Source organism: Pseudomonas sp. KH_027 (genome assembly GCF_057838565.1).
Map to the genome: position 1 here is coordinate 3,919,906 of NZ_CM174470.1, position 26,551 is coordinate 3,946,456.

At 62.9% G+C, this 26,551-nt stretch carries 18 protein-coding genes and 1 pseudogene; 10 read left to right on the forward strand and 9 right to left on the reverse strand.

What is annotated here, in order from left to right:
• The first annotated feature begins 191 nt into the window (after positions 1-191).
• The 6 genes from AC3IYG_RS18330 to AC3IYG_RS18355 all read left to right on the forward strand — a co-directional run bounded on the left by AC3IYG_RS18330 (position 192) and on the right by AC3IYG_RS18355 (position 7,651).
• Positions 192-1,793, forward strand: coding sequence for an ABC transporter substrate-binding protein (locus AC3IYG_RS18330; protein ID WP_489310837.1), 1,602 nt, complete (start codon positions 192-194; stop codon positions 1,791-1,793).
• A 116-nt stretch (positions 1,794-1,909) separates the two neighbouring features.
• On the forward strand, positions 1,910-3,541 hold the full coding sequence (locus tag AC3IYG_RS18335; protein ID WP_489310839.1) for an ABC transporter substrate-binding protein: 1,632 nt from the start codon (positions 1,910-1,912) through the stop codon (positions 3,539-3,541).
• 219 nt (positions 3,542-3,760) lie between these two features.
• The gene (locus AC3IYG_RS18340; RefSeq protein WP_489310841.1) at positions 3,761-4,771 is read left to right on the forward strand and encodes an ABC transporter permease subunit; all 1,011 of its coding nucleotides are present in this window, start codon (positions 3,761-3,763) and stop codon (positions 4,769-4,771) included.
• Positions 4,772-4,783: 12 nt separating this feature from the next.
• Positions 4,784-5,689 carry an ABC transporter permease subunit gene (locus tag AC3IYG_RS18345; RefSeq protein ID WP_489310843.1) on the forward strand — a complete coding sequence of 302 codons (906 nt, stop codon included), beginning with the start codon at positions 4,784-4,786 and terminating at the stop codon, positions 5,687-5,689.
• Positions 5,690-5,699: 10 nt separating this feature from the next.
• Entirely contained in the window at positions 5,700-6,671 is a 972-nt protein-coding gene (locus tag AC3IYG_RS18350; RefSeq protein ID WP_489310845.1) for an ABC transporter ATP-binding protein, read from the forward strand.
• The gene (locus tag AC3IYG_RS18355) at positions 6,668-7,651 is read left to right on the forward strand and encodes a peptide ABC transporter ATP-binding protein (protein ID WP_489310847.1); all 984 of its coding nucleotides are present in this window, start codon (positions 6,668-6,670) and stop codon (positions 7,649-7,651) included. The genes AC3IYG_RS18350 and AC3IYG_RS18355 overlap by 4 nt, the downstream gene beginning before the upstream one ends.
• Positions 7,652-7,819: 168 nt before the next feature.
• Here the strand turns inward: AC3IYG_RS18355 and AC3IYG_RS18360 are convergent, their stop codons facing one another.
• The 5 genes from AC3IYG_RS18360 to AC3IYG_RS18380 form a co-directional block, all read right to left on the reverse strand.
• Positions 7,820-8,740, reverse strand: coding sequence for a 5-oxoprolinase subunit C family protein (locus tag AC3IYG_RS18360; RefSeq protein ID WP_489310849.1), 921 nt, complete (start codon positions 8,738-8,740; stop codon positions 7,820-7,822).
• Entirely contained in the window at positions 8,737-9,414 is a 678-nt protein-coding gene (pxpB, locus tag AC3IYG_RS18365; protein ID WP_489310851.1) for a 5-oxoprolinase subunit PxpB, read from the reverse strand. The genes AC3IYG_RS18360 and pxpB overlap by 4 nt, the downstream gene beginning before the upstream one ends.
• Positions 9,415-9,421: 7 nt before the next feature.
• Entirely contained in the window at positions 9,422-10,165 is a 744-nt protein-coding gene (locus AC3IYG_RS18370; protein WP_489310853.1) for a 5-oxoprolinase subunit PxpA, read from the reverse strand.
• Positions 10,166-10,344: 179 nt separating this feature from the next.
• Entirely contained in the window at positions 10,345-12,903 is a 2,559-nt protein-coding gene (locus tag AC3IYG_RS18375; protein WP_489310855.1) for a PepSY domain-containing protein, read from the reverse strand.
• Between the two features lie 193 nt (positions 12,904-13,096).
• Positions 13,097-15,436, reverse strand: coding sequence for a TonB-dependent receptor (locus tag AC3IYG_RS18380; RefSeq protein ID WP_489310856.1), 2,340 nt, complete (start codon positions 15,434-15,436; stop codon positions 13,097-13,099).
• Between the two features lie 219 nt (positions 15,437-15,655).
• Here AC3IYG_RS18380 and AC3IYG_RS18385 point away from each other — a divergent pair, with 219 nt between their 5' ends.
• Positions 15,656-16,336, forward strand: coding sequence for a Fe2+-dependent dioxygenase (locus tag AC3IYG_RS18385; RefSeq protein ID WP_489310858.1), 681 nt, complete (start codon positions 15,656-15,658; stop codon positions 16,334-16,336).
• Between the two features lie 4 nt (positions 16,337-16,340).
• Positions 16,341-17,126: a tetratricopeptide repeat protein gene (locus AC3IYG_RS18390; protein ID WP_489310860.1), complete on the forward strand. Its 786-nt coding sequence runs from the start codon at positions 16,341-16,343 to the stop codon at positions 17,124-17,126.
• 385 nt (positions 17,127-17,511) lie between these two features.
• Here the strand turns inward: AC3IYG_RS18390 and AC3IYG_RS18395 are convergent, their stop codons facing one another.
• Together AC3IYG_RS18395 and AC3IYG_RS18400 are read right to left on the reverse strand one after the other, a co-directional pair.
• A complete protein-coding gene (locus AC3IYG_RS18395) occupies positions 17,512-19,731 on the reverse strand; it encodes a TonB-dependent receptor (protein WP_489310862.1) in 2,220 nt (739 codons plus the stop codon).
• 182 nt (positions 19,732-19,913) lie between these two features.
• Positions 19,914-21,077, reverse strand: coding sequence for a type III PLP-dependent enzyme (locus AC3IYG_RS18400; RefSeq protein ID WP_489310864.1), 1,164 nt, complete (start codon positions 21,075-21,077; stop codon positions 19,914-19,916).
• Between the two features lie 470 nt (positions 21,078-21,547).
• Between AC3IYG_RS18400 and AC3IYG_RS18405 the strand changes: the two genes are divergently transcribed.
• Together AC3IYG_RS18405 and AC3IYG_RS18410 are read left to right on the forward strand one after the other, a co-directional pair.
• A complete protein-coding gene (locus AC3IYG_RS18405; protein WP_489310866.1) occupies positions 21,548-23,131 on the forward strand; it encodes a peptide chain release factor 3 in 1,584 nt (527 codons plus the stop codon).
• Between the two features lie 449 nt (positions 23,132-23,580).
• Positions 23,581-24,363, forward strand: coding sequence for a TatD family hydrolase (locus AC3IYG_RS18410; RefSeq protein WP_489310868.1), 783 nt, complete (start codon positions 23,581-23,583; stop codon positions 24,361-24,363).
• A 113-nt stretch (positions 24,364-24,476) separates the two neighbouring features.
• Here AC3IYG_RS18410 and AC3IYG_RS18415 read toward each other — a convergent pair whose 3' ends face one another.
• Both AC3IYG_RS18415 and AC3IYG_RS18420 read right to left on the reverse strand, forming a co-directional pair.
• Positions 24,477-25,190: a methyl-accepting chemotaxis protein gene (locus tag AC3IYG_RS18415; RefSeq protein WP_489332213.1), complete on the reverse strand. Its 714-nt coding sequence runs from the start codon at positions 25,188-25,190 to the stop codon at positions 24,477-24,479.
• Between the two features lie 144 nt (positions 25,191-25,334).
• Positions 25,335-26,540, reverse strand: a pseudogene (locus AC3IYG_RS18420) (HAMP domain-containing protein); the annotation flags it as partial.
• Between the last annotated feature and the right edge of the window lie 11 nt (positions 26,541-26,551).

A 26,551-nucleotide genomic window follows, 5' to 3' on the forward strand; every position in this document is an offset into this window, starting at 1 on the left:
CTTTTCCCACTGCGTCGCCGCGCCGGGTAAAGCGGCGGAAGTTACAGAAAGGCGACATCCACAGACGAACTCATTACAGCTTCTACACTGATTGGAACGCACGGCTTGCACTGGGCACACGCCCTGCATAGTTTCACGCGGGTCGGCTCACAAGGTCGCACCTCGAACAATGACAACAATCTGAGGCCATCATGCGTAAAAATGTCGCCATTCCGTTCATGCTTGCAGCTGGGCTGCTCGCCAGCGCACCCTTCGCCCATGCCGCCACCAACCTGGTCTACTGCTCCGAAGGCAGCCCCGCGGGCTTCGACCCGGGCCAATACACCACCGGCACCGATTTCGACGCCTCGGCGGAAACGGTATTCAACCGCCTGACCCAGTTCGAGCGCGGCGGCACCGCAGTAATCCCCGGCCTGGCGACCACCTGGGATGTTTCCGAAGATGGCCTGACCTACACCTTTCACCTGCGCGACGGCGTGAAGTTCCATACCACCGAGTACTTCAAGCCGAGCCGTGAATTCAACGCCGACGACGTACTGTTCACCTTCGAGCGCATGCTCAACAAAGAGCATCCGTTCCGCAAAGCCTACCCGACCGAGTTCCCGTACTTCACCGACATGGGTATGGACGCCAACATCAGCAAGGTCGAGAAGGTCGACGCCAAGACCGTCAAGTTCACCCTGGCCAGCGTCGACGCCGCCTTTATCCAGAACCTGGCAATGAGCTTCGCCTCGATCCAGTCGGCCGAATACGCGGACAACCTGTTGAAAGCAGGCAAAGCCGCCGACATCAACCAGAAGCCGATCGGCACCGGCCCGTTCGTGTTCAAGCGCTATCAGAAAGACGCGCAGATCCGCTTCACCGGCAACAAGGACTACTGGGTTCCGGGTGACGTGAAGATCGACAACCTGATCTTCTCCATCACCACCGATGCTTCGGTGCGCATGCAGAAGCTCAAGGCCAACGAGTGCCAGATCACCCTGTTCCCACGCCCGGCCGACCTCGAATCGCTGAAGAAAGACCCGAACCTGCAGATGCCCGAGCAGGCCGGCTTCAACGATGGCTATATCGCCTACAACGTCACCCACAAACCACTCGACCAGTTGCAAGTGCGTCAGGCGCTGGATATGGCGGTGAACAAGCAGGCGATCATCGACGCCGTGTACCAGAGCGCCGGCCAACTGGCGGTCAACGGCATGCCGCCGACCCAATGGTCCTACGATGACACCATCAAGGATGCCGGCTTCAACCCGGAAAAAGCCAAGGAGCTGCTGAAGGCCGCCGGCGTCAAGGAAGGCACCGAAATCACCCTCTGGGCCATGCCGGTGCAACGCCCGTACAACCCCAACGCCAAGCTGATGGCCGAAATGCTGCAATCCGATTGGGCCAAGGTCGGCATCAAGGCGAAGATCGTCACCTACGAGTGGGGCGAATACCTCAAGCGCGCCAAAGCCGGTGAACACGATGCCATGCTGATCGGCTGGAGCGGCGACAACGGTGACCCGGACAACTGGCTGGGCACCCTCTACGGTTGCGATGCGGTCGACGGCAACAACTTCTCCAAGTGGTGCGACGCGCCCTATGACAAGTTGATCAAGGAAGCCAAACGCACCACCGACCAGGCCAAGCGCACCGAGCTGTACAAGCAGGCGCAGCAGATCCTCAAGAAAGAAGTGCCGATCACCCCGATCGCCCACTCCACCGTGTACCAACCGATGCGTAAAAGCGTGCAGGACTTCAAGATCAGTCCGTTCGCCCTGAACTCCTTCTACGGTGTCAGCGTCGGCAAGTGACCCCAAAAAAGAAATAGTTACGCGGGCCGGTTACCCACTGGCCCACGCAACCATACGAACGGCGACCTACTCGGTCGCCGCCCGTATGTACCGCCGCACCTCTGGGGAACACCCGCATGAGCCGTCCCAATGCTTTTTCGGCTGGCCAATTTTTCAACGGCCTGCTGCTGGCTGCCATTCTGAGCGGCAGTGCACTGGCAGCGCCCGACAAGCAGGCAATGGATACCCTGGTGGTCTGCACCGAGGCCAGCCCCGAAGGCTTCGACATCGTGCAATACACCGCTGCAACCACCGCCGACGCTTCGGCGGAAACCATTTTCGACCGTCTGGTGAGCTTCGTCCCCGGCAGCACCGAGCTGCGCCCCGGCCTGGCCGAACGCTGGGAGATTTCCGCGGATGGTCTGCGCTACACCTTTCACCTGCGCCAAGGGGTGAAGTTCCACTCCAGCAAAACCTTCAACCCCAGCCGCAACCTGAATGCCGACGATGTGCTCTGGAGCTTCCAGCGCCAGCTCGACCCGCAGCACCCCTGGCACGCCCTGTCCGGCCGGGGCTTTCCTTACGCCGAATCGATGGGCATGGCGGCGCTGATCGAGCGTATCGAAAAGCTCGACGAGCGCAGCGTGCGCTTTACCCTGAAATACCCGCAAGCGCCCTTCCTCGCCAACCTGGCCATGGGCTTCACCTCCATCTATTCCGCCGAATATGCCGCGCAGTTACTCGCCGAAGGGCAGCCGGACCGGCTGAACAAACAGCCGATCGGCACCGGCCCCTTCGTTTTCGAGCGCTACAGCAAAGACGCGCAAGTGCGCTTTCGCGCCAACCCGGATTACTGGGACGGCGCGCCCAAACTGGCGCGACTGATCTTCGCCATTACCGCCGACCCCAACGTGCGCCAGCAAAAACTGCAGGCCAACGATTGCCAGGTCGCGCTCTACCCCAGGCCGACCGATATCCCGGCCCTGCGCAGCGACCCCGAACTCAAGGTGCTGGAGCTGGACTCGCTGTTGATCGCCTATGTCGCCCTGAACACCCGGCACCCGCCCCTGGACGATGTGCGCGTGCGCCAGGCGATCAACCTGGCCTTCGACAAGAACATCTACCTGCGTGCGCAATTCGGCGAAGGTGGCGCCAGCCCGGCGGTGGCGCCCTACCCGCCGACGCTCTGGGGCCACGATGCCAACCTCAAAGACTGGCCCCATGACCTGGAACGCGCCCGTCAGCTGCTCAAGGAGGCCGGGGTGCAGGACGGCTTGCGCCTGTCGATCTGGACCCGTCCCGGTGGTGGGCCGACCAACCCCAACCCCGGCATCGGTGCGCAAATGCTGCAGGCCGACCTGGCCAAGATCGGCATCCAGTCGGATATCCGCGTCTATGAATGGGGCGAGCTGATCAAGCGCGCGAAGAACGGCGAACATGACCTGGTGTTCATGGGCTGGGCCGGCGACAACGGCGACCCGGACAACTTCGTCACGCCGAACCTGTCCTGCGCCGCCGCGGCCTCCGGGGAAAACCAGGCCGGCTGGTGCGATCCGCACTTCGACGCCCTGATCCGCCAAGCCCGGCAGGCCCGCGTGCAGGACCAGCGTGCCGCGCTCTATCGACAGGCCCTGGCGATTTTCCATCAGCAAACACCGTGGATTCCCTTGGCCCACCCCAAGCAATTCAGCGTACTGCGCCGCGACGTGTACGGTTTCGTCCTCAGCCCGATGGGCTCGAATAACTTTGCCAAGGTAGAACTTAAATAAATCCGTTCCGACACCAGCATAACGAACCGGCCAATGCAGCCAGAACCGTAGGGTGGATTAGCCGCGAAGCGGTGTAATCCACCGCATAGTCCAGGGAATCGTCGCACCTAAACGAACGGCGGATTACGCTTCGCTAATCCGCCCTACACAAACACAAAAAACTGACCGGCCCATGCAGCCAGTCGAGCAGATGAACCTGATGTGGAGTGCTGAAACACCATGCTGTCCTTTATTGCCCGCCGCCTGGGGTTATTGATCCCCACCTTCTTCGGCATCACCTTGCTGACGTTTTCACTGATTCGCCTGATCCCTGGCGACCCGGTGGAAGTGATGATGGGTGAACGCCGCGTCGACCCGCAAATGCACGCCCAGGCCCTGGAGCGCCTGGGTCTGAACAAGCCCCTGTACGAACAGTACCTGAACTACATCGGCGACCTCGCCCAAGGCAATCTGGGCGAGTCGCTGCGCACCCGCGAGAGCGTCTGGCACGAGTTCCTCACCCTGTTTCCGGCAACCCTGGAACTGTCCCTCGCCGCCCTGCTGTTCGCCGGCACGCTCGGCCTGCTCGCCGGGGTGATCGCCGCCTTGAAGCGCGGCTCATGGTTCGACCACGGGGTGATGGGCATCTCCCTGGCCGGCTACTCCATGCCGATTTTCTGGTGGGGCCTGCTGCTGATCATGTTCTTCTCCGTCGGCCTCGGCTGGACCCCGGTCTCCGGGCGCATCGACCTGCTGTACGACATCGAACCGGTCACCGGTTTCATGCTTATCGACACCCTGCTCGGCGAAGACGAAGGGGCCTTTATCGACGCCCTGCGCCACCTGGTCCTGCCGGCCATTGTGCTCGGCACCATCCCGCTGGCGGTGATCGCCCGAATGACCCGCTCGGCGATGCTCGAAGTGCTGCGCGAAGACTACGTGCGCACCGCGCGCGCCAAGGGCCTGTCGCCGGCCCGGGTGGTCTTCGTGCATGGCCTGCGCAATGCGCTGATTCCGGTGTTGACGGTGTTCGGCCTGCAGGTCGGCACACTGCTGGCCGGCGCGGTACTGACCGAAACCATCTTCTCCTGGCCAGGCATCGGCAAATGGCTGATCGAGTCGATCAGCGCCCGCGATTACCCGGTGGTGCAGAACGGCATCCTGCTGATCGCCTGCCTGGTGATCCTGGTCAATTTCGTCGTGGACATCCTCTACGGTCTGGTCAATCCACGCATCCGTCATCAACGCTAAGGAGGTTTGAGCATGAACAATACGAACGCTTTGGCCGACCCTAGCGCCCTCTATCCCTCGCCGCTGAAAGAATTCTGGCAAGCCTTCGCCCGCAACAAGGGCGCGGTCGCCGGCCTGCTGTTCATGATCCTGATCGTGTTCTGCGCGTTGTTCGCCCCCTGGGTGGCGCCGCACGATCCGAGCGAGCAGTTTCGCGAGTTCATGTTGACCCCGCCGGTCTGGCTGGAAGGGGGCAACGCGCAGTTCCTGCTGGGTACCGACGAGCTGGGCCGTGACCTGCTGTCGCGCTTGATCCATGGTTCGCGCCTGTCGTTGCTGATCGGCTTGAGCTCGGTGCTGATGTCGCTGATTCCGGGGGTGTTCCTCGGCCTGCTCGGCGGCTTCTTCCCGCGCTTCCTCGGCCCCGCGATCATGCGGGTGATGGACGTGATGCTGGCCCTGCCCTCGCTGCTGCTGGCGGTGGCGATTGTCGCCATCCTCGGCCCAGGGTTGATCAACACCGTAATCGCGATTGCCGTGGTGTCGCTGCCCTCCTACGTACGCCTGACCCGCGCCGCGGTGATGGGCGAACTGAACCGCGATTACGTCACCGCCGCGCGGCTGGCCGGTGCCAGCCTGACACGCCTGATGTTCATCACCGTGCTGCCCAATTGCATGGCGCCGCTGATCGTGCAGGCCACCCTGAGTTTTTCTTCGGCGATTCTGGATGCCGCCGCACTGGGCTTTCTCGGCCTCGGCGTACAACCGCCAACCCCGGAGTGGGGCACCATGCTGGCCTCGGCGCGCGACTACATCGAGCGCGCCTGGTGGGTGGTCAGCCTGCCGGGCCTGACCATCCTGCTCAGCGTACTGGCGATCAACCTGATGGGCGATGGGCTGCGCGATGCGCTCGACCCGAAACTCAAGAATGCAGTCTGAGGAGCCCGTCATGCCGCTTCTGAACATCAAGAATCTCAGCGTGCGCTTCGGCGACGCGAATGCCGTACCGGTGGTCGACGGCCTCGACCTGTCCGTCGAGAAGGGCGAAGTACTGGCCATAGTCGGCGAGTCCGGCTCGGGCAAGTCGGTGACCATGATGGCGTTGATGGGGCTGATCGATGCCCCCGGCATCATCAAGGCCGACGCCCTCAGCTTCGATGGCAGCGACATGCTCACGCTCAAGGGCCGGCAACGCCGACGGATCATCGGCAAGGACCTGGCGATGGTGTTCCAGGACCCGATGACCGCCCTCAATCCCAGCTACACCGTGGGCTTCCAGATCGAGGAAGTGCTCCGCCAGCACCTCGGCCTGTCCGGCAAAGCCGCGCGCCAACGGGCGCTGGAGCTGCTCGAACGGGTCGAGATCCCCGGCGCCGCCAGCCGCTTGAACGCGTATCCGCATCAGCTCTCCGGCGGTATGAGCCAGCGCGTGGCGATCGCCATGGCAATCGCCGGCGAACCGAAACTGCTGATCGCCGACGAACCGACCACCGCGCTGGACGTCACCATCCAGGCGCAGATCATGGACCTGCTGCTGGACCTGCAACGCGACCGCAACATGGCTCTGGTGTTGATCACCCACGACCTCGCCGTGGTGGCGGAAACCGCCGACCGCGTTTGCGTGATGTATGCCGGCCAGGCGGTGGAAGTCGGCAAGGTGCCAGAGCTGTTCGATGCCCCGGCGCACCCCTACACCGAAGCCCTGCTGGCGGCGATCCCCGAGCATTGCCAGGGGGCCGCGCGCCTGTCGACGCTGCCGGGTATCGTCCCTGGCCGCTACGACCGCCCGCACGGCTGCCTGCTTTCACCGCGCTGCCCGTACGCTCAAGAGCAATGCCGCGCCCAACGCCCGAGCCTCGACCCGAGCGCGCTGGGGGCGGTGCGCTGCTTCTTCCCACTGAATCAGGAGGTGGCGCGATGAGTGCCGTACTGACCGCCCGCGATCTCACCCGCCATTACCAAGTGTCCCGCGGCCTGTTCAAGGGCCACGCCACCGTGCGCGCCTTGAACGGCGTGTCTTTCGAGCTGGAAGCGGGCAAAACCCTGGCCGTGGTCGGCGAGTCCGGCTGCGGTAAATCCACCCTGGCCCGCGCCTTGACCATGATCGAGGAGCCCTCGTCCGGCTCGCTGCAGATCGGTGGCCAGGAAGTCACCGGCGCCAGCAAGGCCGAACGCAAGCAACTGCGCCGCGATGTGCAGATGGTTTTTCAAAGCCCCTATGCCTCGCTCAACCCACGGCAGAAGATCGGTGATCAATTGGCCGAGCCGCTGCTGATCAACACCACGCTGTCGCGCAGCGAGCGGCGCGAGAAGGTCCAGGCGATGATGCAGCAGGTCGGCCTGCGCCCCGAGCACTACCAGCGCTACCCACACATGTTCTCCGGCGGGCAGCGCCAGCGCATCGCCCTGGCACGGGCGATGATGCTCAACCCGAAGGTGCTGGTGGCGGACGAACCGACCTCAGCGCTCGACGTGTCGATCCAGGCCCAGGTGCTCAACCTGTTCATGGACCTGCAGGCCGAATTCAACACCGCCTACGTGTTCATCTCGCACAACCTCGCGGTGGTGCGGCATGTCGCCGATCAGGTGCTGGTGATGTACCTCGGCCGCCCGGTGGAGATGGGCCCGAAAGAGCTGATCTACAGCCGCCCGCTGCACCCCTATACCCAGGCGCTGCTCTCGGCCACGCCGACCATCCACCCGGATCCGCTGAAACCGAAGATCAAGATCGTCGGCGAACTGCCCAACCCGCTCAACCCGCCTTCGGGCTGCGCCTTCCACAAACGCTGCCCCTATGCCACCGAGTTGTGCAGCGTCGAGGAACCGCAGTTGCGCTTGCTGGATGCGCGGCAGGTGGCTTGCCACCATGCCGAGCGGATCAACACGGTAGTCTTTCCGTAGCCGGACGCTAGCGCCCGGACTGCTCCGCCCTCTCCCCCAAGGGGCGAGGGGATGGAGGGTGCAGAAACGTAGGGTGGATGGCGCTTTTCCATCCACCATCGAGGCTGCACGAGAGAAGGTGGATGAACAGAGCGTCATCCACCCTACGCCTCCATCCGTCACGCTCTTCTAGCGCCCGAAGAAGCGGTAGAACGCACACAATTCGGCCTGCGCCTCGCTCAGGCCGACCGCGCAAAAGCGCAGGCGCTGCTGTGCCGGGCATTGCGCCAGCCGGCCCAGATCCAGCGGGTGCAGCCAGCCAAGCAGAGGGTAACCACCCATGGTCTGCCGATCGGCCAACAGCACGATCGGCTGGCCATCCGGCGGCACCTGAATGGCGCCCGTCGCCACCCCCAACGACCATTGCCGCACCGGCACCTGTAGCGCCTGCCCCTGCAAGCGCGCGCCCATGCGGTCGGATTGCGCGCTGAGCTGCCAGTCCTGGGCAAAGAAAGCCTGCAACTGCGCAGCGCCGAAACTGGCCGCATCGCCGCCGACGATCACCCGCAGCGCAGGCACCTGTCGATAATCCGAAATGTAGGCCCAGGGTACGCTGGCTGCGCCGGGCAATTGCGCCGGTGCGCAGTTCAGGCAATCGCCGACCTGCAGTGCGCGGCCATCGCCGTGCACACCGCCCAAGCCTTCGCGCACCTGGCAGGCGACGCTACCCAGCACCGGTGGCGCGCTGAAACCACCGGCCACCGCCAGGTACGCGCGCTGGCCGCTGCGGGCAAAGCCCAGGCGCACGCGCTGGCCGGCCCGCAGCGCAAATCGCGACCAGCCCGGCCGCGCCTGCCCATCGACCGCTATCGGCAGCTCTGCGCCGCAGACGGCAACCCAGGTATTCACCTGGCTTTGCAGCTCCAGCCCGCCGAGGGCGATTTCCAACAACGGCGTGCCCCAGGCATTGCCCAGCAACCGATTGGCCCAGCCCGCCGCCTGCTGATCCAGCGCCCCGGCCGGGGAAACGCCGAGGTGTTGCCAACCGAAGCGCCCGCCGTCCTGCAACAGGCTGAGCGGGCCGGGCCTGATCACCGCGAACCCACTCACCGTTCACCGCTCTCGGCGAGGTAGGTCGGTTGATCGATCGGCACAAAGCGCACCCGGTCGCCCAGCGCCAGCGGGCACGCGGGCGTGGCTTGGGCATCGAACAAGCGCCACGGGCAGCGGCCTATGAGGTGCCAGCCGCCCGGCGAGGCTTGCGGGTAGATCGCGGTCTGGCGTTCGGCAATCGCCAGGCTGCCGGCCGGCACCCGCGTGCGCGGCGTGGCGCGCCGCGGCAGCACGAGACGCGCATCCAGCTCGCCGAGGTAAGCGAAGCCCGGCGCAAAACCGATGGCGCCGACCCGGTATTCGCCCGCGCTGTGCAAGGCGATCACTTCGGCCACGCCCAAACCGCAGGCGGCGGCCACCGTGGCGAGATCGTCGCCGGCGTACCAGATCGGGATCAGCAGCAAACGCCCTTCATCGCTGGGGGGCGGCTCGGCCTGCCAGGCTTGCAGCAAGGGCGCCAGTTGCGCCGCCAATTGCAGGTGGTCGGTGCGCAGCAGGTCGTAATGCAGCAGCAGGCTGGTCCAGCCGGGCACCAGGTCGACCAGCAGCTGACCTAGAGATTGACGGATACGCTCGCTCAACTGCGCGATGCGCAGCGGCAGAGCGGCATCCGGGGTTTCGGCCAGTACCAGCAACAGCGCCTGCGCACCGGCCGGCTCGATGCGTATCATCGCCGGCTCATGCCGCATCCAGCATCGCGCGCAAACGCCGCAGCACGGCCAGCGATTCGGCATTGTCACCATGCACGCAGAGGCTGTCGGCGACCAGCCGCATTGGCTTGCCGTCGATATCGGCGAACGGCTCACCCCGCGCAATCGCCAGAGCCTGCTGCAATATCCGCTCGGCATCGTGATGCACCGCACCAGCCAGGCGCCGTGGCGCCAATTGGCCATCGGCCAGGTACGCGCGGTCGGCAAAAGCCTCGAACCGCAGCGGCACACCGACGGCGGCAGCCAGACGCTGCTCGCGACGGTTGTCGGCCAAGGCCAGCACCATCAACGGCAAGCCCGGGCGAAAGGCGGCGCAGGCATGCAGCACTGCCGTCAGCAAACCATCGTCGCGCACCAGGTCGTTGTACAGCGCGCCATGGGGTTTGACGTAGGCCAACTGGCTACCGGCGGCGCGGCAGAAGGCCTCCAGCGCGCCGAGCTGGTACAGCACCAGGGCCTGCACCTCCTCCGCCGAGCAAGCCAGATGGCGTCGACCGAAACCCTGCAGGTCCGGGTAGGACGGATGCGCGCCGATCGTCACCCCGTGGCGCACCGCCAGGGCCACGGTGCGCTGCATGGTCAGTGGGTCGGCGGCATGGAAGCCACAGGCGAGGTTGGCCTGATCGACCAGGGGCATGGCGTGCTCGTCGTCACCCATGTGCCAGGCGCCGAAGCTTTCGCCCATATCGCAATTGAGAAGAATTCTGTTCATACCGGCAAGCTTAGAGCCGCAGCAGAGGCGGCACCAGTAGCCGCCGAAGCTTTCGCCCATGTGTAGGGTGGATTAGCCGCCCCGCGGCGTAATCCACCAGAGGCATTGCAAGGTGCCATCTACGACGGCAGCGGTGGCAGCGGTGGCGGATTACGCTGCGCTAATCCGCCCTACTCGGCTCAATACACATCGCGACGGTAGCGGCCTTCTTCCGTCAGCTGCTGCACGGCCTCGACGCCGAGCAGCTCGTGCAACACCCGGTCAACGCCCTCGGCCATCCCCAGCAGGCTGCCGCAGACATAGATCGCCGCGCCCTCGGCCAGCCACGCATGCAGCTCAGCCGCCGCTTCGCGCAGGCGGTCCTGCACATAGATCTTCTGCGCCTGATCGCGGGAGAAGGCCAGGTCCAGACGGGTCAAATCGCCATCCGCCAACCAGCCTTGCAGCTCCGTGGCACAGAAGAAGTCGTGGGCGGCATTGCGCTCGCCGAACAGCAGCCAGTTGCGTGTGCTGCCCTCGGCAATCCGCGCCTTGAGCAGGCTACGCAGGCCCGCCAAGCCGGTGCCGTTACCGAGCAGGATCAACGGCCGCGGCTCTGCCGGCAGATGGAAGCCGCTGTTGCGACGCAGGCGCAGGCTGACCGTCGTACCGACCGACGCGTGCTCGGTCAACCAGCCGGATCCCAGGCCCAGGCTGCCGTCCGCGTGCTGCTCCTGGCGCACGATCAGCTCCAGCGCGCCATCGCTGGGCAAGGAGGCGATCGAGTATTCGCGCGCGGCCAGCGGAATCAACGCATCGACCAGGGCTTGCGCATGCAGGCCGACCAAATGCTCGCGGCTGTTCGGCAGTTGCCGGCTCGCCAGTGCCTGGGCCAGGGTTTCGGTGAAGCCGGCCAATTGCACCGGGGTCTGTGCCGCCACGCCTAAGCCGGCGAAAAATGCCTCGACCGCTGCGGCGCTGTTGCGCGGCAACACGTCCACCAGGTCGCCGGCCAACCAATCGGCCGCCGTACCGCTCGACGCCACCAGCCGCACCAGGAAGGTCGGCGCACCGGCGCTGCCCGCATTCAGCAACTCTCGCCCGCTCAAGGTCCAGTTGGCGAACTCCGCCGCCTGCCAGACCGCAGGCGCCTGGCTGCCGGTCAATTGCCCGAGCTGCTGTTGCCAGTGCTGCAATGCGCCCACGTCGCCGTTATCCACCTCCACCGGGGCGAACAGGCTCTGCGCGCCCTGCCGGTCGAGCCAGGTATACAAGCGCTGGGCGAAGCCGCAGAACTGCGCGTACTGCCGGTCGCCGAGGGCCAGTACGGCGTACTTCAGGTTGTCCAGCGTCACGGCCTGGCCGAGCAGCTTGCGCTCGAAACCACGGGCGCTGTCCGGCGCCTCACCGTCGCCAAAGGTACTGACCACGAACAAGGCATTCTGTGCCTGGCGCAGGCTCTGCTCATCCAGCGTGGCCAACGACTGCACCCGCACCGGATGACCGGCGGCCTGCAGTTGCCCGGCCGTCTGCCAGGCCAACTGCTCGGCGAAGCCGCTCTGGCTGGCGAAGCCGATCAGCCAGGCATCGCCCCCGGCACTTGCGTCGACATCGCCACGGGCGGTGCGTACTGCGCGTTTCTTGCGCCGGCGATCGAGATACAGCAGCCAGCCGGTGACGAAGAACAGCGGCATCGTCAGGCTGGCGAGCATCATCAGGATGCGCCCCGGCAGGCCGAAGTACTCGCCGACGTGCAAGGCATAGACGCTGGTCAGCAGTTGCGCCTTGAAACTCTTGTCGTTGTAGCGCTCGACCTTGCTGACCTTGCCGGTCACCGGGTCGAGGGTGATCTGGTTGAGCGCGCGCGGATGGGCGGCGTCCTCCAGCAGGTAGAAAACGGTCGCCGGCTGGCCGGCCACCGGCGGCAGGCGCAGGTTCCAGGTCGTCAGCTGCGGGCCGGCAGCGCTCTGGATGCTCTGCCAGACGGCGTTGTAGTCGACCGTTGGCGGCGGACCTTGCGGCGCCTCGCCACGACCGCCAGGGCCGCCACGCCGCTCGCCCGGTTTGCCGCCGCGCTGGCCGGCCGGGGCGTCGGAGAGCAGGCGCGTCACCCCCTCGCGGTACCACTCGTAGGACCAGTACAGTCCGGTCAATGCGGCCAGGAGATAGAACAGCAGGCACCAGGTACCGAAGACCGCGTGCAGGTCCCAGTTGAAGGCACGGCCCTTCTTCGCCCAGTCGAGGGTCAGCCAGGTGCGCCAGTTCAGCGCCTGGCGCGGCCAGCGCAGATACACGCCGGACAAACAGAAGAAGACCAGGATCAGGGTACAGGCGGCGGTGATCTGCTTGCCGAACTCGCCCATGGCGAGAAAGCGGTGCAGCTGCAGCATCAGCCTGAAGAACGGCTGACCGGCGGGCTCACCCAGCAAGTCGCCGGTGTAGGGGTCGAAGAAGCGCATCGGTCCACGGCGCTCACCCGGTGGCGGGCTGAAAAACACCCGTGCGGCGCTGTCGTCGCGGGTATCCACCCACAGGCCGGAGACCGTTTTGCCCGCGGCGGCCTCGATTTTCGTCACCAACTCGGCAGGCGGCAGTACGCCAGCTTCGCGTACCTCGACGCGTAAGGTGTCGGGGTTGAGCGCGCGCATGATCTCGCCCTCGAAGGAGTACAGCGCCCCTGTCACACCCATCAACGCCAGCACCAGCCCGGCCGAAATGCCGAAGAACCAGTGCAGCTGGAACAGAACTTTTTTCAACACGACAACCTCACCTGAACCGGCCTATTTCTATGCGAACACCCTGACACTGACTCCCGCGCCAGTGAGTGCGGATTCTATTTGAGAACAACTAGCAAGAAAGAAACCTTTACGTTTCGTTTACTCAGCCCGTGGGCGGAAAAACAAAAAACCCGCTCGACTGGATGTCGAGCGGGGCATGGGCACCTGCGGCGCCTTAGAAGTGCACGTTGGTGCTGAACAGGGCTGTGCGACCGGCCGCCTGGTTGGCGAAGTGCGAGGAATAGGCCTTGTCGTAGTAGACCTCATCGGTCAGGTTCTGCACGTTGAGTTGCAGGTCGACGTTCTTGGTCAGCTTGTAGCTGGCCATGGCGTCGTAGCGCCAGTAAGAGTCAACCATTAAGGTATTGGCGACGTTGCCCCACACATCATCCACATAGAACGCGCCACCACCGATGGTCAGTGCCGGCATGACTTCGTAGGTGGTCCACAGGCTCAAGCTGTTTTTCGGGGTATTCGGCAGTTCGTTGCCGTTGCTCAGGCTGTCGACGTAGATTGGCGCAGCCGTCGTGCCGATGTTCTGCTGACCGCCATCAACCTGCTTGGCGTCCAGGTAGCTGTAACCGGCGAAGACCTGCCATTTCTCGGTGATTTTGCCGCTGGCACTCAACTCGATACCGTCGGTACGGACCTTGCCGATGTTTTCATAGGTGTCGGTATTGACCAGAACGCGAGCATTGTCCTTCTCGGTACGGAAAATAGCCGCAGTCAGCGACAGGCGACTGTTGAACAGATCCCACTTGGTGCCGAGTTCGTAGTTGGTGGTTTCTTCCGGCTGCAGATCGCTTCTGATCGTGGCCGAAGTCAGCAGCGGATTGCCTTCAATACCTTCACCCAGCATCGCGCCTGGCGGAGTCGCCGAGGTGGCATAGGAGGCATAGATGCTACCGTTCTCGGCCGGCTTCCAGACCAGGCCCAACTGACCGGTGACGAACTCACTGGTGTCCTGGCTCTTGAACGTGGTGACCCGCGCCGCCGACTTGGTCTTGGCCTCGGTCTCGAAGTGGTCGTAGCGCAGGCCCATGTTCAGCAGCCATTGCGGGTCCAACTCGAGGGTATTGAAGGCGTAAATCGCCCGCGTATCGCTGGTGGTCTCGGTGCCAGCGTAGTTGCGCGCAATGCTTCCGGCCCACGGGTCATTCGGGTTCGGATTGGACAGCGAGGTGCAGTTGTAACCACTGGCCGCACCGACCGTCGCCGTATTGCAGATAGAGGTAGCTGCACCCGTCAGCGGCGTGGTGTCGGTGTTGACGGTGTAGGCCGACCTGTCGCTGGCTTCGCGATCCAGTTCGATGCCGGCGGAGAAGGTGTTTTTAAACCCGCCGATGATGACTTCGCCGAACAGATCGGTCTGGTTGGTGGTCGTCTCGGTGTTGCCCACACGGGTGTTGGCGCGCCGCCAGACCGTACCGGTCTGTTTGACGTTACCAATACTGTCGTCGGGCTGGGTGAGGATGTAGTCCTGCATGCTGTTGCCATGACGCAGGGTGTTCTTGATCGTCAGCGCGTCGCTCAGGTCGTGTTCGATGGCGATGGTCGCGATATCGGTGCGGGTCTTGCGGAAGTCGCGATCGCTCAGGCCATAGAAATTGCTGCTGTCGCCGCCGTCAGTCGGCGTGTCCGGGCTGCTTGCAACGTGAGCGGGCCGGCCATTCGTGCCCACCGCACTGGTGGAGAAACCATAGGGAATGCCCGAGTCCGGCAGGTCGTTGCTTTCCATGTGGTAGTAGTTGAGGTTGAGGCGGGTCTCGGTACCCAGACCGAACGTCACCGAAGGCGCGATCCCCCAGCGGTCATAGTTGACCTCGTCGCGACCCGCCACATTCGACTCGTGGCTCATCAGGTTCAGACGAAACGCCGCGGTATCGAGAAACTTGCGGTTGATATCGGCCGTATAGCGCTGGGTCTGGTCGGAGCCCCAGGTAAAGCCGCCATTGGTGAAATCTTCCAGGCCGGGCGCCTTGCTGACCAGGTTGATACTGCCGCCCGCCGAACCACGACCACCGAAGGCCGAATTCGGCCCCTTGCTGACTTCTATGGATTCCACGGCAAAGATCTCGCGGGTCTGCGCCCCGGTGTCGCGCACGCCATCCAGGTAGGTATCGCTTTGCGAATCGAAACCACGGATGAATGGGCGATCCCCCTGCGGGTTGCCACCTTCGCCAGCGCCCATGGTGATGCCCGGCACGGTGCGCAGTGCATCCTGCAGGGAGAGCGCGCCAGTGTCCTTCAGCACTTGTTGCGGTACCACTGTGACCGAGCGCGGAGTATCGGCCAGCGGCGCCGTGTACTTCTGCGACTGCGCTTTCTCGACCTGATAGCGGGTCTCGGCATCCTGCTCGCCCACCACACTGGTGGCATCGAGCGACAAGGCCTGCTTTTTCGGCTCCGTGGTTTCGGCCGCCTGCGCCGTCTGTGCGACAGACAAAGTGGAAATCGCCATACCGACGGCTGTAGCGAGCAGGCGTGGCGAAAAGACGGTGGACGTGCTGGACATGCGGCTTCCCTCCCATGGGGTTTGCGAAGGCCGCGAATTTAGTTGAGAAGCTAATCATTAGCAATTGCATTCAATTCTCATATGAGAACTTTTACAAACCCCTTACATTTCTCCGGGAGCCCGCTGACACGGGCATCACGCTGATTGCGACTGTAAGTTTTACAACATCAATGAGAATGCATACCATCAGCACCTGAATTTCAGGCGCGTGGTTTCACTATGCTTTTGCACATTCCCGGCCTCTTCGATCGCGAAGAAGTCACTCAAATACGCCAGGCACTCGGACAGGCTCAATGGGCAGATGGCAAGGCGACGGCCGGTTACCAGTCGGCCAAGGCCAAGCACAACCTGCAGCTTGCTGAAGACCACCCGCTCGGGCGCGAAATCAGCCAAAGCATGCTCCAGCGTCTCTGGCAGAACCCACTGTTCATGTCCGCCGCCCTGCCGCATAAAATCTTTCCGCCGCTGTTCAACTGCTACACGGGGGGCGGGTCTTTCGATTTTCACATCGACAATGCCATCCGCCAGGTGAAAAACAGCCCGGAACGCGTGCGTACCGACCTGTCCTCGACCCTGTTTTTCAGCGACCCGGATGAGTACGACGGTGGCGAACTGGTAATCCAGGACACCTACGGCAGCCAGCGCGTGAAGCTGCCGGCCGGTGACCTGCTGCTGTACCCCGCCACCAGCCTGCACAAAGTCGAAGCCGTCACCCGGGGTGCGCGCTTCGCTTCGTTTTTCTGGACCCAGAGCCTGGTCCGCGAAGACAGCCAACGCGCATTGCTGTTCGAGATGGATCAAGCCATCCAGCGCCTGACAGTGGATGTTCCAGAGCACCCGGCCCTGATCCAACTGACCGGCAGCTACCACAACCTGTTACGCCGCTGGGCGGATGTCTGAAACCATGAACTATCTGCGCAGCACCGAGGAACTGACAGGCGACGAGTTGGCGACACAGCTCGCCGGCGCCCCAAGCCAGGCGGCCAGGGCCATCCTCAGCGCGGCCAAACAAGGCCTGGTGGACGCACAGGTCATGCTCGGGCAGATACTCCTCAATGGCCGCGGCATCCAGCGCGACCAAACACTGGCCGTGACCTGGTTTCGCATCGCCGCCGCGCACCACCACCCCATGGCGCACAACATGCTGGGCCGCTGCCTTGAGCACGGCTGGGGCTGCGACCCCTCGCTCAACGACGCCGCCGCGCATTACCGGCAGGCCTGCGCGGCAAACCTCGACTGGGGTCTGTACAACTACGCCAACCTGCTCGCCACCGGGCGCGGCGTTGCGCAGGATCAGCCCCAAGCCCTGAACCTGTACCGACAGGCCGCCGAGCAAGGGCACGCCAAGTCGATGAACCTGGTTGGCCGCTTTTACGAGGAAGGCATCGGCGTGGAAGCCGACCCGCACGCCGCCTTGGGCTGGTATCGACGCTCGGCAATCGGCGGCGACTTTCGCGGGCAATACAGCCTGGCTGCCGTATTGGCAGCCCAAGGCCTGTTTACCGAAGCGGAGGCCTGGCTCCGGCAGGCGCTCGCCGGCGGTAACCTAAGCTTCTTGCGGGCGGCACGGGCGGCATTGCTGGAGTCGACCCGACCCAGTATCCGGCAGATAGCCACGGACTATTTCCGCCGCGCCGCAGAGCTTGGCGACGAGAGCGATCAACAACTCTACGCGGCCATTGACGCTTGAGCGGACGCCTCAGAAAAGCCATGTCGCAGTTGAGCACTGCTAACCATTCAGACCGAACGCTGCATCCGCCTCCGCCTACTGGACTCCTGCTTTCGCGGGAGTGACGAGGCTCACGGGGAGGCTTGCCCGGCACCCAGCTCACTCCTGAGTGGCTGAATATTCGAATTCAGGTCGAACCACAGATTGCAGGCGGCCCTTGACCCGTGCCGACCGGAAGCCCGCAGTGGCCTTGCCATCGATTCACTGCGCTTGCTGCCGCAGGCACCGGCAGTCGGTGACCCGTTCAGGGCTCCCCCCTGGGAATATGAAGCATCATCGCGACAACCTCCTGAAACGCCAAAGCCCCGCCAAATGGCAGGGCTTTGATTGCAACGGCTCTTAAGCCTTAGAACGAGTAATTGGCGGTCAATACTGCGGAACGGCCGTCGCCGGGGACCAGGCCGCCCGTCGTGGCGCTCGTGCCGACACTGGTACGCAACCGATCGTAATACTCTTCGTCGAACAGGTTGTTGACGTTCAGCTGCAGGCCCAGCTCTTTGCTGGCCTGATAGCCCAGCATGGCGCCATGCACGACATAAGAACCAACCTTCGCCGTGTCGGCGTTGGCGACGTTACGCTCATCGACGAACTGCACGCCATAACCCAGCTCGAAATCGGCCGGCAACTGATAGGTGTTCCACAGGCTGAAGGAGCGCGGCGGGGTGTTGGCCAATGCTTGACCTTCCTGAGCCTGATCGGCAACCGAGGCACCCGCCTTGACGATTTCGCTGCTCAGCTGGGTATAAGTGGCGAACGCCTGCCACTTGTCGGTGATCTTGCCGGACAGGCCCAGCTCGAAACCATCGACGCGCTGCACACCGTCCAGTACGAACTCGGTGATATTGCTATTACCCGTGACGTCGGCATCGATCCGGCCATTGGTCTTCTCGACGCGAAAGAGCGCCGCGTTAAGCGACAGGCGCTGATCCAGCAGTTCCCACTTGGTCCCCAGTTCCCAGGTTTCGTTCTTCTCCGGATCGAGGTCCTCGTTGTCCGCGCTCAGACCGGTACCGGTGGTTGCCACACCTTGCGCCGAAGGGTTGAAGGAGTTGCCCCAGGCCACATAGATGGTGCCGTTCTCGACGGGTTTGTAAGCCAACCCGACCCGGCCACTGACCACTTCATCCGTGGAGTCGGAGCGAGTGCGCGGAGGGTTATTCGCGAACACCACGCTATCGCTCTCGCCTTCGAATTTCTCATAGCGCACGCCAAGGCTCAGATCCCACTGATCATTCAGCGCCAAGGTGTCAAAGGCGTACAAGGCCTTGTCGGTCACCTCGGAGTCAAGCGTCGAGGTCCTGGTCTTATTGGTCGGGCCGCTGTAGTAGCCCGGTGGGTTACTCAGGGCATAGACCCGACTGTGATCCAGGTTGTAGCTGATACCGTAGCGATCCAGGGTCTCGCGGGAGATTTCGGCGCCGGTCACCAGCGCATGGTCGATGAAACCAGTGGCGAAGTTCCAGGTCAGGTTGGTCTGGTTGATCGCCAGTTTGGTGGTGGTGTCGCGACCCACGCCGGCGGTGTTAGGGCGGTAGCGGTACTGATCGGTGCCGACCAGGGTGACGTAGCTGCGCGTGGTGATGGTGCGGTTATCGGTTTCGCTATACCGCGCGATATTGCTCAAGCTGACCAGTTCATTGAAGTCATGCTCGAACTTGACGGTTAGAGAGTCGACATCGACTTCTTCGGTATCGATATTTTTGAAGCCGAAGTAAGCGTCACGATCCACATTCCCCACCACCTTGCCATTGATGGCCGGCAGCCCATAGTCCGGCAGGTTCTGGTCGGACTGGTGCAGGTAACTCAGGGTCAGGCGGGTCGGGGAACCCAGGCCGAAACTGACCGAGGGTGCAATACCCCAACGCTCATAGTCGATCTGCTCGCGACCGGCCACATCGTTCTGATGGGCCATCAGGTTCAAGCGAAAGGCGGCGCCTTCGATGCCCTCCAGCGGCTGATTGATATCCGCCGCCAGACGCTGGTAACCATCCGTGCCGACGCCGGCTTGCAGATTGTTCGAGGCCCTCAGCTTAGGCGTTTTGCTGACCATATTGATCGAGCCCGCCGTGGCGCCGGCACCGGCGTAGACCGAGCTCGGCCCCTTGACCACTTCCACCTGTTCCAGGTTGAAGGTATCGGAGCGGGTGATGTTGGCGCTGTCGCGCAGGCCATCGAGCATGATGTTGTTGGTGGCGCTGAAACCGCGAATATTGATGCTGTCACCATAGGCACCGCCCTCGCCAGCACCGAAGGTGATCCCGGAAACGTTGGACAGCACTTGGCGCAGGCTCAGCGCGTTCTGTTCCTTGATCAGGGCCTCGGGCACTACGGTGATGGTCTGGGGAGTGTCCAGCAGCGGTGCGGTGTACTTCGGCGAAGAAGCCTGCTCGACCTTGTAGCTCTTCTCCTTATCCTGCTTGCCTTGCACCTTGACCGCGCCCAATTCGACCGCTTGGCTCTTTTCTGCCGCCATCCCCGTACAGGCGAAGGACGCAATGGCGAGGCCGATAGCGGAAGCCAGCAGACGAGGCTGTGGCGAGTTGGAGGACATCGTTTTATTGTTCATAAGAATCACTCCCCAAGCAAAATGAGGCGCGATTCTATTTGAGAAACTTTATCATAGGCGAATTAATCGTAGTCTTTACAAAATCTTTACAAATCACCACGGAACTGGGGAAACCATCCGCCCTGCTTGGCCCATAACGAAAAAACCCCGCCAAGGCGGGGCTTTTCGAACTGACACAAAGCTTACAAATAGAACGCCTTCAATGGCGGAAAGCCATTGAACTCCACCGCGCTGTAGCTGGTGGTGTAGGCGCCGGTGGACAGCCAGTAGAGGCGATCACCGATGGCCAGGTTCAGCGGCAGGCCGTATTTGTAGTTCTCGTACATGATGTCGGCGCTGTCGCAGGTCGGGCCGGCGATCACCACCTCTTCCACTTCGCCTTTCTTCTCGGTCCAGATCGGGAACTTGATCGACTCGTCCATGGTTTCGATCAGGCCGGAGAACTTGCCCACATCGACATACACCCAACGCTCGACGGCGGTACGCGACTTGCGCGCCACCAGCACCACTTCGCTGACCAGAATGCCGGCGTTGGCGATCAGGGAACGGCCCGGCTCGAGGATGATTTCCGGCAGGTCATCGCCGAAGTCTTCCTTGAGGAAGCGGATGATCTCTTCGGCGTAGGTTTCCAGGCTGTTGGTGCGGGTGATGTAGTTGGCCGGGAAGCCGCCACCCATGTTGATCAGCTTGAGGTGGATGCCGTCTTCTTCCTTCAGACGCTCGAAGATCACTTTGACCTTGGCGATGGCGGCGTCCCAGACGCTGATATCGCGCTGCTGCGAGCCAACGTGGAAGGAGATGCCGTAGGGCACCAGGCCCAGGTCGCGAGCGAGGATCAGCAGATCCATGGCCATGTCGGTCTGGCAGCCGAATTTGCGCGACAGCGGCCAGTCAGCGGTGGTCGAACCTTCCGTGAGGATGCGCACGTAGACTTTCGAGCCCGGCGCGGCCTTGGCGATGTTGCGCAGGTCGGCTTCCGAGTCGGTGGCATACAGGCGCACACCCTTCTCGTAGAAGTAGCGGATGTCCCGGGATTTCTTGATGGTGTTGCCGTAGCTGATGCGCTCCGGGCCAACGCCCTGGTTCATCACTTTATCCAGCTCGTAGATCGAGGCGATGTCGAAGTTCGAGCCCTTGTCCTTGAGCAGGTCGATGATCTCGACGGCCGGGTTGGCCTTGACCGCGTAGTAGACCTTGGCGAACTCGAAACCGGCGCGCAGGTCATCGTAAGCCTGGCTGATGATCTGGGTGTCGATCACCACGAACGGGGTTTCTTGCTGATCGGAGAAGGCCTTCATTTTCTCGAAGGTTTCACGCGCGTAGTAGTCTTCGACCTTAATCGACATGCTGGGACTCCATATGTATGGCAAAACAAACAAAAGGTGGTTGAGGGGTGGCTTTCAGTTGAAAAGCCGCGAACGTCTAATCCGTTTCCCCACTTTGGTTCGCCTACTTCCCAAGGCATGTCGCCGAGGATTACCGGCCAGGACGAGTGAACACTACTGCGCTTTCACTCGGTCTGGTGGCCAACAACCTCTCGTCGTCAGTACTTGAGCCGGATGGATCGTTTCCAGCATGGACGTTCGGGCGCGAACTTTAGGAGCATGTGGGGCGCAGATCAATAAAAAATTGCCGCGCGGCTACCTCACTTTGTCGCTTTGGCGATTGACCGTTTAAGATTCAAAACAAAGCGTTATGGAATGCTGCACAAAGTCGAGCAAAGCAGCGCATCCATCGGCCGCCGCCGGGAGCGCGCTTGCGTTATAATCGCCGCCTTTTTTGACAGACCGACTATTCGTCGAGGCGTTCCCCTCCTATGACCAACCAGGCCGCCGAAGTCGCGAAACGCCGCACCTTCGCCATCATTTCCCACCCGGATGCGGGTAAAACCACCATCACCGAGAAACTCCTGCTGATGGGCAAGGCGATTGCCGTGGCCGGCACGGTGAAGTCGCGCAAGTCCGACCGCCATGCCACCTCCGACTGGATGGAGATGGAAAAGCAGCGCGGCATCTCGATTACCACCTCGGTGATGCAGTTCCCCTACCGCGAGCACATGATCAACCTGCTCGACACCCCGGGCCACGAGGACTTCTCCGAAGACACCTACCGCACCCTGACCGCAGTGGATTCGGCACTGATGGTGCTCGACGGCGGCAAGGGCGTGGAACCGCGCACCATTGCCCTGATGGACGTGTGCCGTCTGCGCGACACGCCCATCGTCAGCTTCATCAACAAACTCGACCGCGACATCCGCGACCCGATCGAGTTGCTCGATGAAATCGAAGCGGTACTGAAGATCAAGGCCGCGCCGATCACCTGGCCAATCGGTTGCTACCGCGACTTCAAAGGCGTGTACCACCTGGCCGACGACTACATCATCGTCTACACCGCCGGTCACGGCCACGAGCGCACCGACGTCAAAATCATCGAAAAGCTCGACTCCGATGAAGCCCGCGCGCACCTGGGCGATGAATACGAGCGCTTCGTCGAACAGCTGGAACTGGTGCAGGGCGCCTGCCACGAGTTCGACCAGCAGGAATTCCTCGACGGCCAACTGACCCCGGTATTCTTCGGCACCGCGCTGGGCAACTTCGGCGTCGATCATGTGCTCGATGCCGTCGTCGACTGGGCACCCAAGCCGCTGGCTCGGGTCGCCAATGAGCGCACCGTCGAGCCGGTCGAAGAGAAATTCAGCGGCTTCGTGTTCAAGATCCAAGCGAACATGGACCCCAAGCACCGCGACCGCATCGCCTTCATGCGCATCTGCTCCGGCAAGTACGACAAGGGCATGAAAATGCGCCATGTGCGCCTGGGCAAAGAAGTACGGATCGGCGATGCCCTGACCTTCTTCTCCTCCGAGCGCGAACAACTGGAAGAGGCCTTTGCCGGCGACATCATCGGCCTGCACAACCACGGCACGATCCAGATCGGCGACACCTTTACCGAAGGCGAAAACCTCGGCTTCACCGGCATCCCGCACTTCGCCCCGGAACTGTTCCGCCGCGTGCGCCTCAAAGACCCGCTGAAATCCAAGCAACTGCGCCAGGGCCTGCAGCAACTGGCCGAGGAAGGCGCCACCCAGGTGTTCTTCCCCGAGCGCAGCAACGACATCATCCTCGGTGCGGTCGGTGTGCTGCAGTTCGATGTGGTCGCCAGCCGCTTGAAAGAGGAATACAAGGTCGAGTGCGCCTACGAGCCAATCACCGTCTGGTCCGCACGCTGGATCGATTGCGACGACAAGAAAAAGCTCGAGGACTTCAAGGTCAAGGCCATTGAGAACCTGGCCATCGACGGCGGCGGCCACCTCACCTACCTGGCGCCCACCCGGGTCAACCTGGCATTGATGGAAGAACGCTGGCCCGACGTGAAATTCCGCGCGACGCGCGAGCATCACTAAAGCCCCTTAAGCGCTCAAAGCCCCTCTCCCCTACCCCCACACTGTGCCCCAGCCACTGCGCATGCGGGCGCAGTGGCGTTCGGGCGGGGCAAAGCATGCTTTGCCTATTTCCGCCTCACCCCGCACGCGGGAGAGGGGTTCTATTCGTGCGCAACCAATCCCCCGCGCTTTGGCTTTGCTCCCCCCTCCCGTTTACGGGAGAGGGGCCGTGGGAGAGGGCCGCCGTTGCTCCACCCAGATCCGAACCTGCTCCAACACCGCATCCGTTTGCTGCAACACTTCTTGTTATTCAAAAAGCGCAACACGGTAAAACCCTGCCCCGCAAGCCAGTTATCCCGATGCGGCGCGCAAGGCTTTGGCGCGTTGACGTAAATCCATTTACGCTTTCCTTTATCCCTGACTCGCTGGCAGCCGTTATCCTTCGGCCACACACGCTGAAACCATAGCCCATGCCCCTGATCGACACCCACACCCACCTGGACTTCCCCGACTTCGACGCCGACCGCGGCGAGGTGCTGGCGAATGCCCGGGCACTTGGGGTCGAGCGCATGGTGGTGCTTGGGGTTTACCAGGCCAATTGGCAACGTCTGTGGGAGTTGGTACAGCGCGAGGACGGCCTGTATGCCGCCTTCGGCCTGCACCCGGTCCACCTCGAGCAACATCGGCCGGAACACCTGCGTGAACTGCGAGGCTGGCTGGAGCGGCTCGCCGGGCAGCCCGAACTCTGCGCGGTCGGCGAGTTCGGCCTCGACTATTACCTGGAACACCTCGACCGCGAGCGTCAGCAGGCGCTGTTCGAGGCGCAACTCGAACTGGCCGCCGAGTTTGCCCTGCCGGCCCTGCTGCATGTGCGGCGCAGCCATGCGCAGGTGATCGCCACGCTGAAGCGCTTCAAACTCGAGCGCGGCGGCATCATCCATGCGTTTGCCGGCAGCCACGAAGAAGCCAAGGAATACCTCAAGCTCGGCTTCAAGCTGGGCCTTGGCGGCGCCGCGACCTGGCCGCAGGCCCTGCGTCTGCGCAAGGTGCTCGCGGCGCTGCCGCTTGAAGCCATGGTGCTGGAAACCGATGCACCGGATATGGCCCCGGCGATGCACCCGAACCAGCGCAACAGCCCGGAATACCTGGCCGATATCTGCCAGGTACTGGCCGAGCTGCGGGGTATCACGCCCGAGGAGCTGGCCAGCGCCAGCAGTGCCAACGCCCGCGCCCTATTCGGCTGGAATGCGTAGGGTGCGCCGTGCGCACCCTACGCCCCCCCACAGAAGACGCGCCCCCTAGAGGGTCACGAGGCCAGAAACGACAAAGCCCGCTATTGGGCGGGCTTTGTCGTTAAGCGCTTTGATCAAACGCGAAACGCGCTGATCAGCTGCTTCAGGTGCGCGACCTGGCCGGACAACTCGCGGCTGGCCTGCTCGGTCTGGCTCGCACCTTCAGCGGTGCGCTCGCCGGCCAGGTTGATCTCGACGATGTTCTGGTCGATATCGTGGGCCACCGCCGTCTGCTGCTCGGCGGCCGCAGCGATCTGCTGGTTCTGGTCGACGATCATGCCCACCGCGCCGAGGATATTCTCCAGCGCCTGCTGCACCTTGCCCGACTCTGCGACCGTGCCATCGGCCATCTGATGGCTGATGTGCATGGTTTTCACCGCCGCGCCGACCCCGCCCTGCAACTTGGCGATCATCTTTTCGATTTCTTCGGTCGACTGCTGGGTGCGTTTGGCCAGGTTGCGCACCTCATCGGCCACCACGGCAAAACCGCGACCCTGCTCACCGGCACGCGCCGCCTCGATCGCCGCGTTGAGCGCCAGCAGGTTAGTCTGCTCGGCGATGCCCTTGATCACATCCAGCACCTGGCTGATCGAGGCGCTGTCGCTGGCCAACTGATTGATCACCACCACCGACTGGTCGATCTCGCCGGCCAGGCGCTGGATGCTGCCGACCTGGGATTCCACCAACGCCCGACCGCTGATCGTTTCCTGATTCACACTCTGCGCGCTGTCCACCGCGGCGGCAGCGCTACGCGCTACTTCCTGGGCAGTGGCGGACATTTCGTTCATCGCCGTCGCGACCTGCTCAATCTGGCTGCGCTGCCCGGCGACCGCCTGGTTGCTCTGTGCGGAGACCGTTTCCACCCGATCCGCCTGGTGCCCGACCTGGCTGACCGTGTGCCCGACGCGCTCGATCAGGTGGTGGATTTTCTGCACGGTGCCGTTGAACACCTCACCCAAATCGCCCAGCTCATCGCGGCTTTCTGCCTTGAAGCTGACGGTCATATCGCCGGCCGCAACCTTGTCCATCACCAGGCCAAGATTCTTCAGCGTCGTCCGGGTGGAGACATAAAAAGCGCCGTAGAGGTAGACGATCAGCAGGAACACCAGCATCAGCGCGACGACCAGCAACACCATCTGCACGCGCTTTTGCTCCAGGCGCTGCTGCAACTGCTGGTCGAGGAAGCCCAGGGCCGCATCGTTGAGCTGGTAGGTTTTCTCCATCGCCGCCGTGACCTGGTCATAGAACGCCGGCCAGGGCGCATCGAGCGTGTCGGCCATGATCACCTGGTCTTCGAACAGCGTGCTGCTGTCTTTCAGCGTTGCCCGGCTGGCGCTCGCCAGGCTGTCCAGCGCCGAGCGCGCCTGCGGGCTGTCATCCAGAGCATCGCGCAGGCTGAGTCCGTATTCGGCATGCAGCTTTTCCAGCACCAGGAGCAATTCATCGAACTTGCCGCTGGCCGATGAATTCAGGAAACCCTGGCCAAGGGAGGCGGAGCCAATGGCTCGCCCCTTACTGAGAGCCGCCGTCACCTGCGGCGTGACCACGGTCACCAACTCGACCATCTGCCGTACGGCGGGTTGATTGTCCTGGCTGAGCCCGGCCTGGTTGGCCACGATTTTGAGGAATACCTGGGCATTGCCAAGCAACTTCTCGACCAGCGCGGCCTTGCTCTGCAACGAGGTCTCGGCCTCGAAGCCCTGCAAGGCGGCGAGCATCTCGTCCCGTTTGGCGTTGAACTCCTCGACCTGCGCGGGCTCGCTGACCACCGGCGCCAGGGTTTGCAGCGCGCCGCTGATTTCCTTGCTCACCTTCGCGACCTGCGCTTCGAGGTCGCCGGCCTTGGCCGACTGACCAATGGTGGCGTTGATCTCGGCAAGGTCGTTGAGGCTTTCCAAATCACGCCGCAGCTTGAGGCTGGAACTCAGCAGGTCGAGACTGTCCAACTCAGCACGCGTGCCGACGAACTCCCGGTAAGAGTCGCGCACCAGATAGAAGTTGGTGACCAGCATCGGCAAGAAGAACAAGACGCTGATCAGACTGAATTTCATACCAAAGCTAAGACGATTCATCAGCGCGATGGCCGGATACAGCACGGTCTTCACAAGACGTCTCCTGATCATATTATTGTTATGCATCGTCACAGGAA

Coding starts and splice junctions, on each gene's coding strand:
- AC3IYG_RS18330 (WP_489310837.1), top strand. CDS start 192: ATGCGTAAAAATGTCGCCATTCCGTTCATGCTTGCAGCTGGGCTGCTC.
- AC3IYG_RS18335 (WP_489310839.1), top strand. CDS start 1,910: ATGAGCCGTCCCAATGCTTTTTCGGCTGGCCAATTTTTCAACGGCCTG.
- AC3IYG_RS18340 (WP_489310841.1), top strand. CDS start 3,761: ATGCTGTCCTTTATTGCCCGCCGCCTGGGGTTATTGATCCCCACCTTC.
- AC3IYG_RS18345 (WP_489310843.1), top strand. CDS start 4,784: ATGAACAATACGAACGCTTTGGCCGACCCTAGCGCCCTCTATCCCTCG.
- AC3IYG_RS18350 (WP_489310845.1), top strand. CDS start 5,700: ATGCCGCTTCTGAACATCAAGAATCTCAGCGTGCGCTTCGGCGACGCG.
- AC3IYG_RS18355 (WP_489310847.1), top strand. CDS start 6,668: ATGAGTGCCGTACTGACCGCCCGCGATCTCACCCGCCATTACCAAGTG.
- pxpB (WP_489310851.1), bottom strand. CDS start 9,414: ATGATACGCATCGAGCCGGCCGGTGCGCAGGCGCTGTTGCTGGTACTG.
- AC3IYG_RS18370 (WP_489310853.1), bottom strand. CDS start 10,165: ATGAACAGAATTCTTCTCAATTGCGATATGGGCGAAAGCTTCGGCGCC.
- AC3IYG_RS18380 (WP_489310856.1), bottom strand. CDS start 15,436: ATGTCCAGCACGTCCACCGTCTTTTCGCCACGCCTGCTCGCTACAGCC.
- AC3IYG_RS18385 (WP_489310858.1), top strand. CDS start 15,656: ATGCTTTTGCACATTCCCGGCCTCTTCGATCGCGAAGAAGTCACTCAA.
- AC3IYG_RS18390 (WP_489310860.1), top strand. CDS start 16,341: ATGAACTATCTGCGCAGCACCGAGGAACTGACAGGCGACGAGTTGGCG.
- AC3IYG_RS18395 (WP_489310862.1), bottom strand. CDS start 19,731: ATGAACAATAAAACGATGTCCTCCAACTCGCCACAGCCTCGTCTGCTG.
- AC3IYG_RS18400 (WP_489310864.1), bottom strand. CDS start 21,077: ATGTCGATTAAGGTCGAAGACTACTACGCGCGTGAAACCTTCGAGAAA.
- AC3IYG_RS18405 (WP_489310866.1), top strand. CDS start 21,548: ATGACCAACCAGGCCGCCGAAGTCGCGAAACGCCGCACCTTCGCCATC.
- AC3IYG_RS18410 (WP_489310868.1), top strand. CDS start 23,581: ATGCCCCTGATCGACACCCACACCCACCTGGACTTCCCCGACTTCGAC.
- AC3IYG_RS18415 (WP_489332213.1), bottom strand. CDS start 25,190: ATGAACGAAATGTCCGCCACTGCCCAGGAAGTAGCGCGTAGCGCTGCC.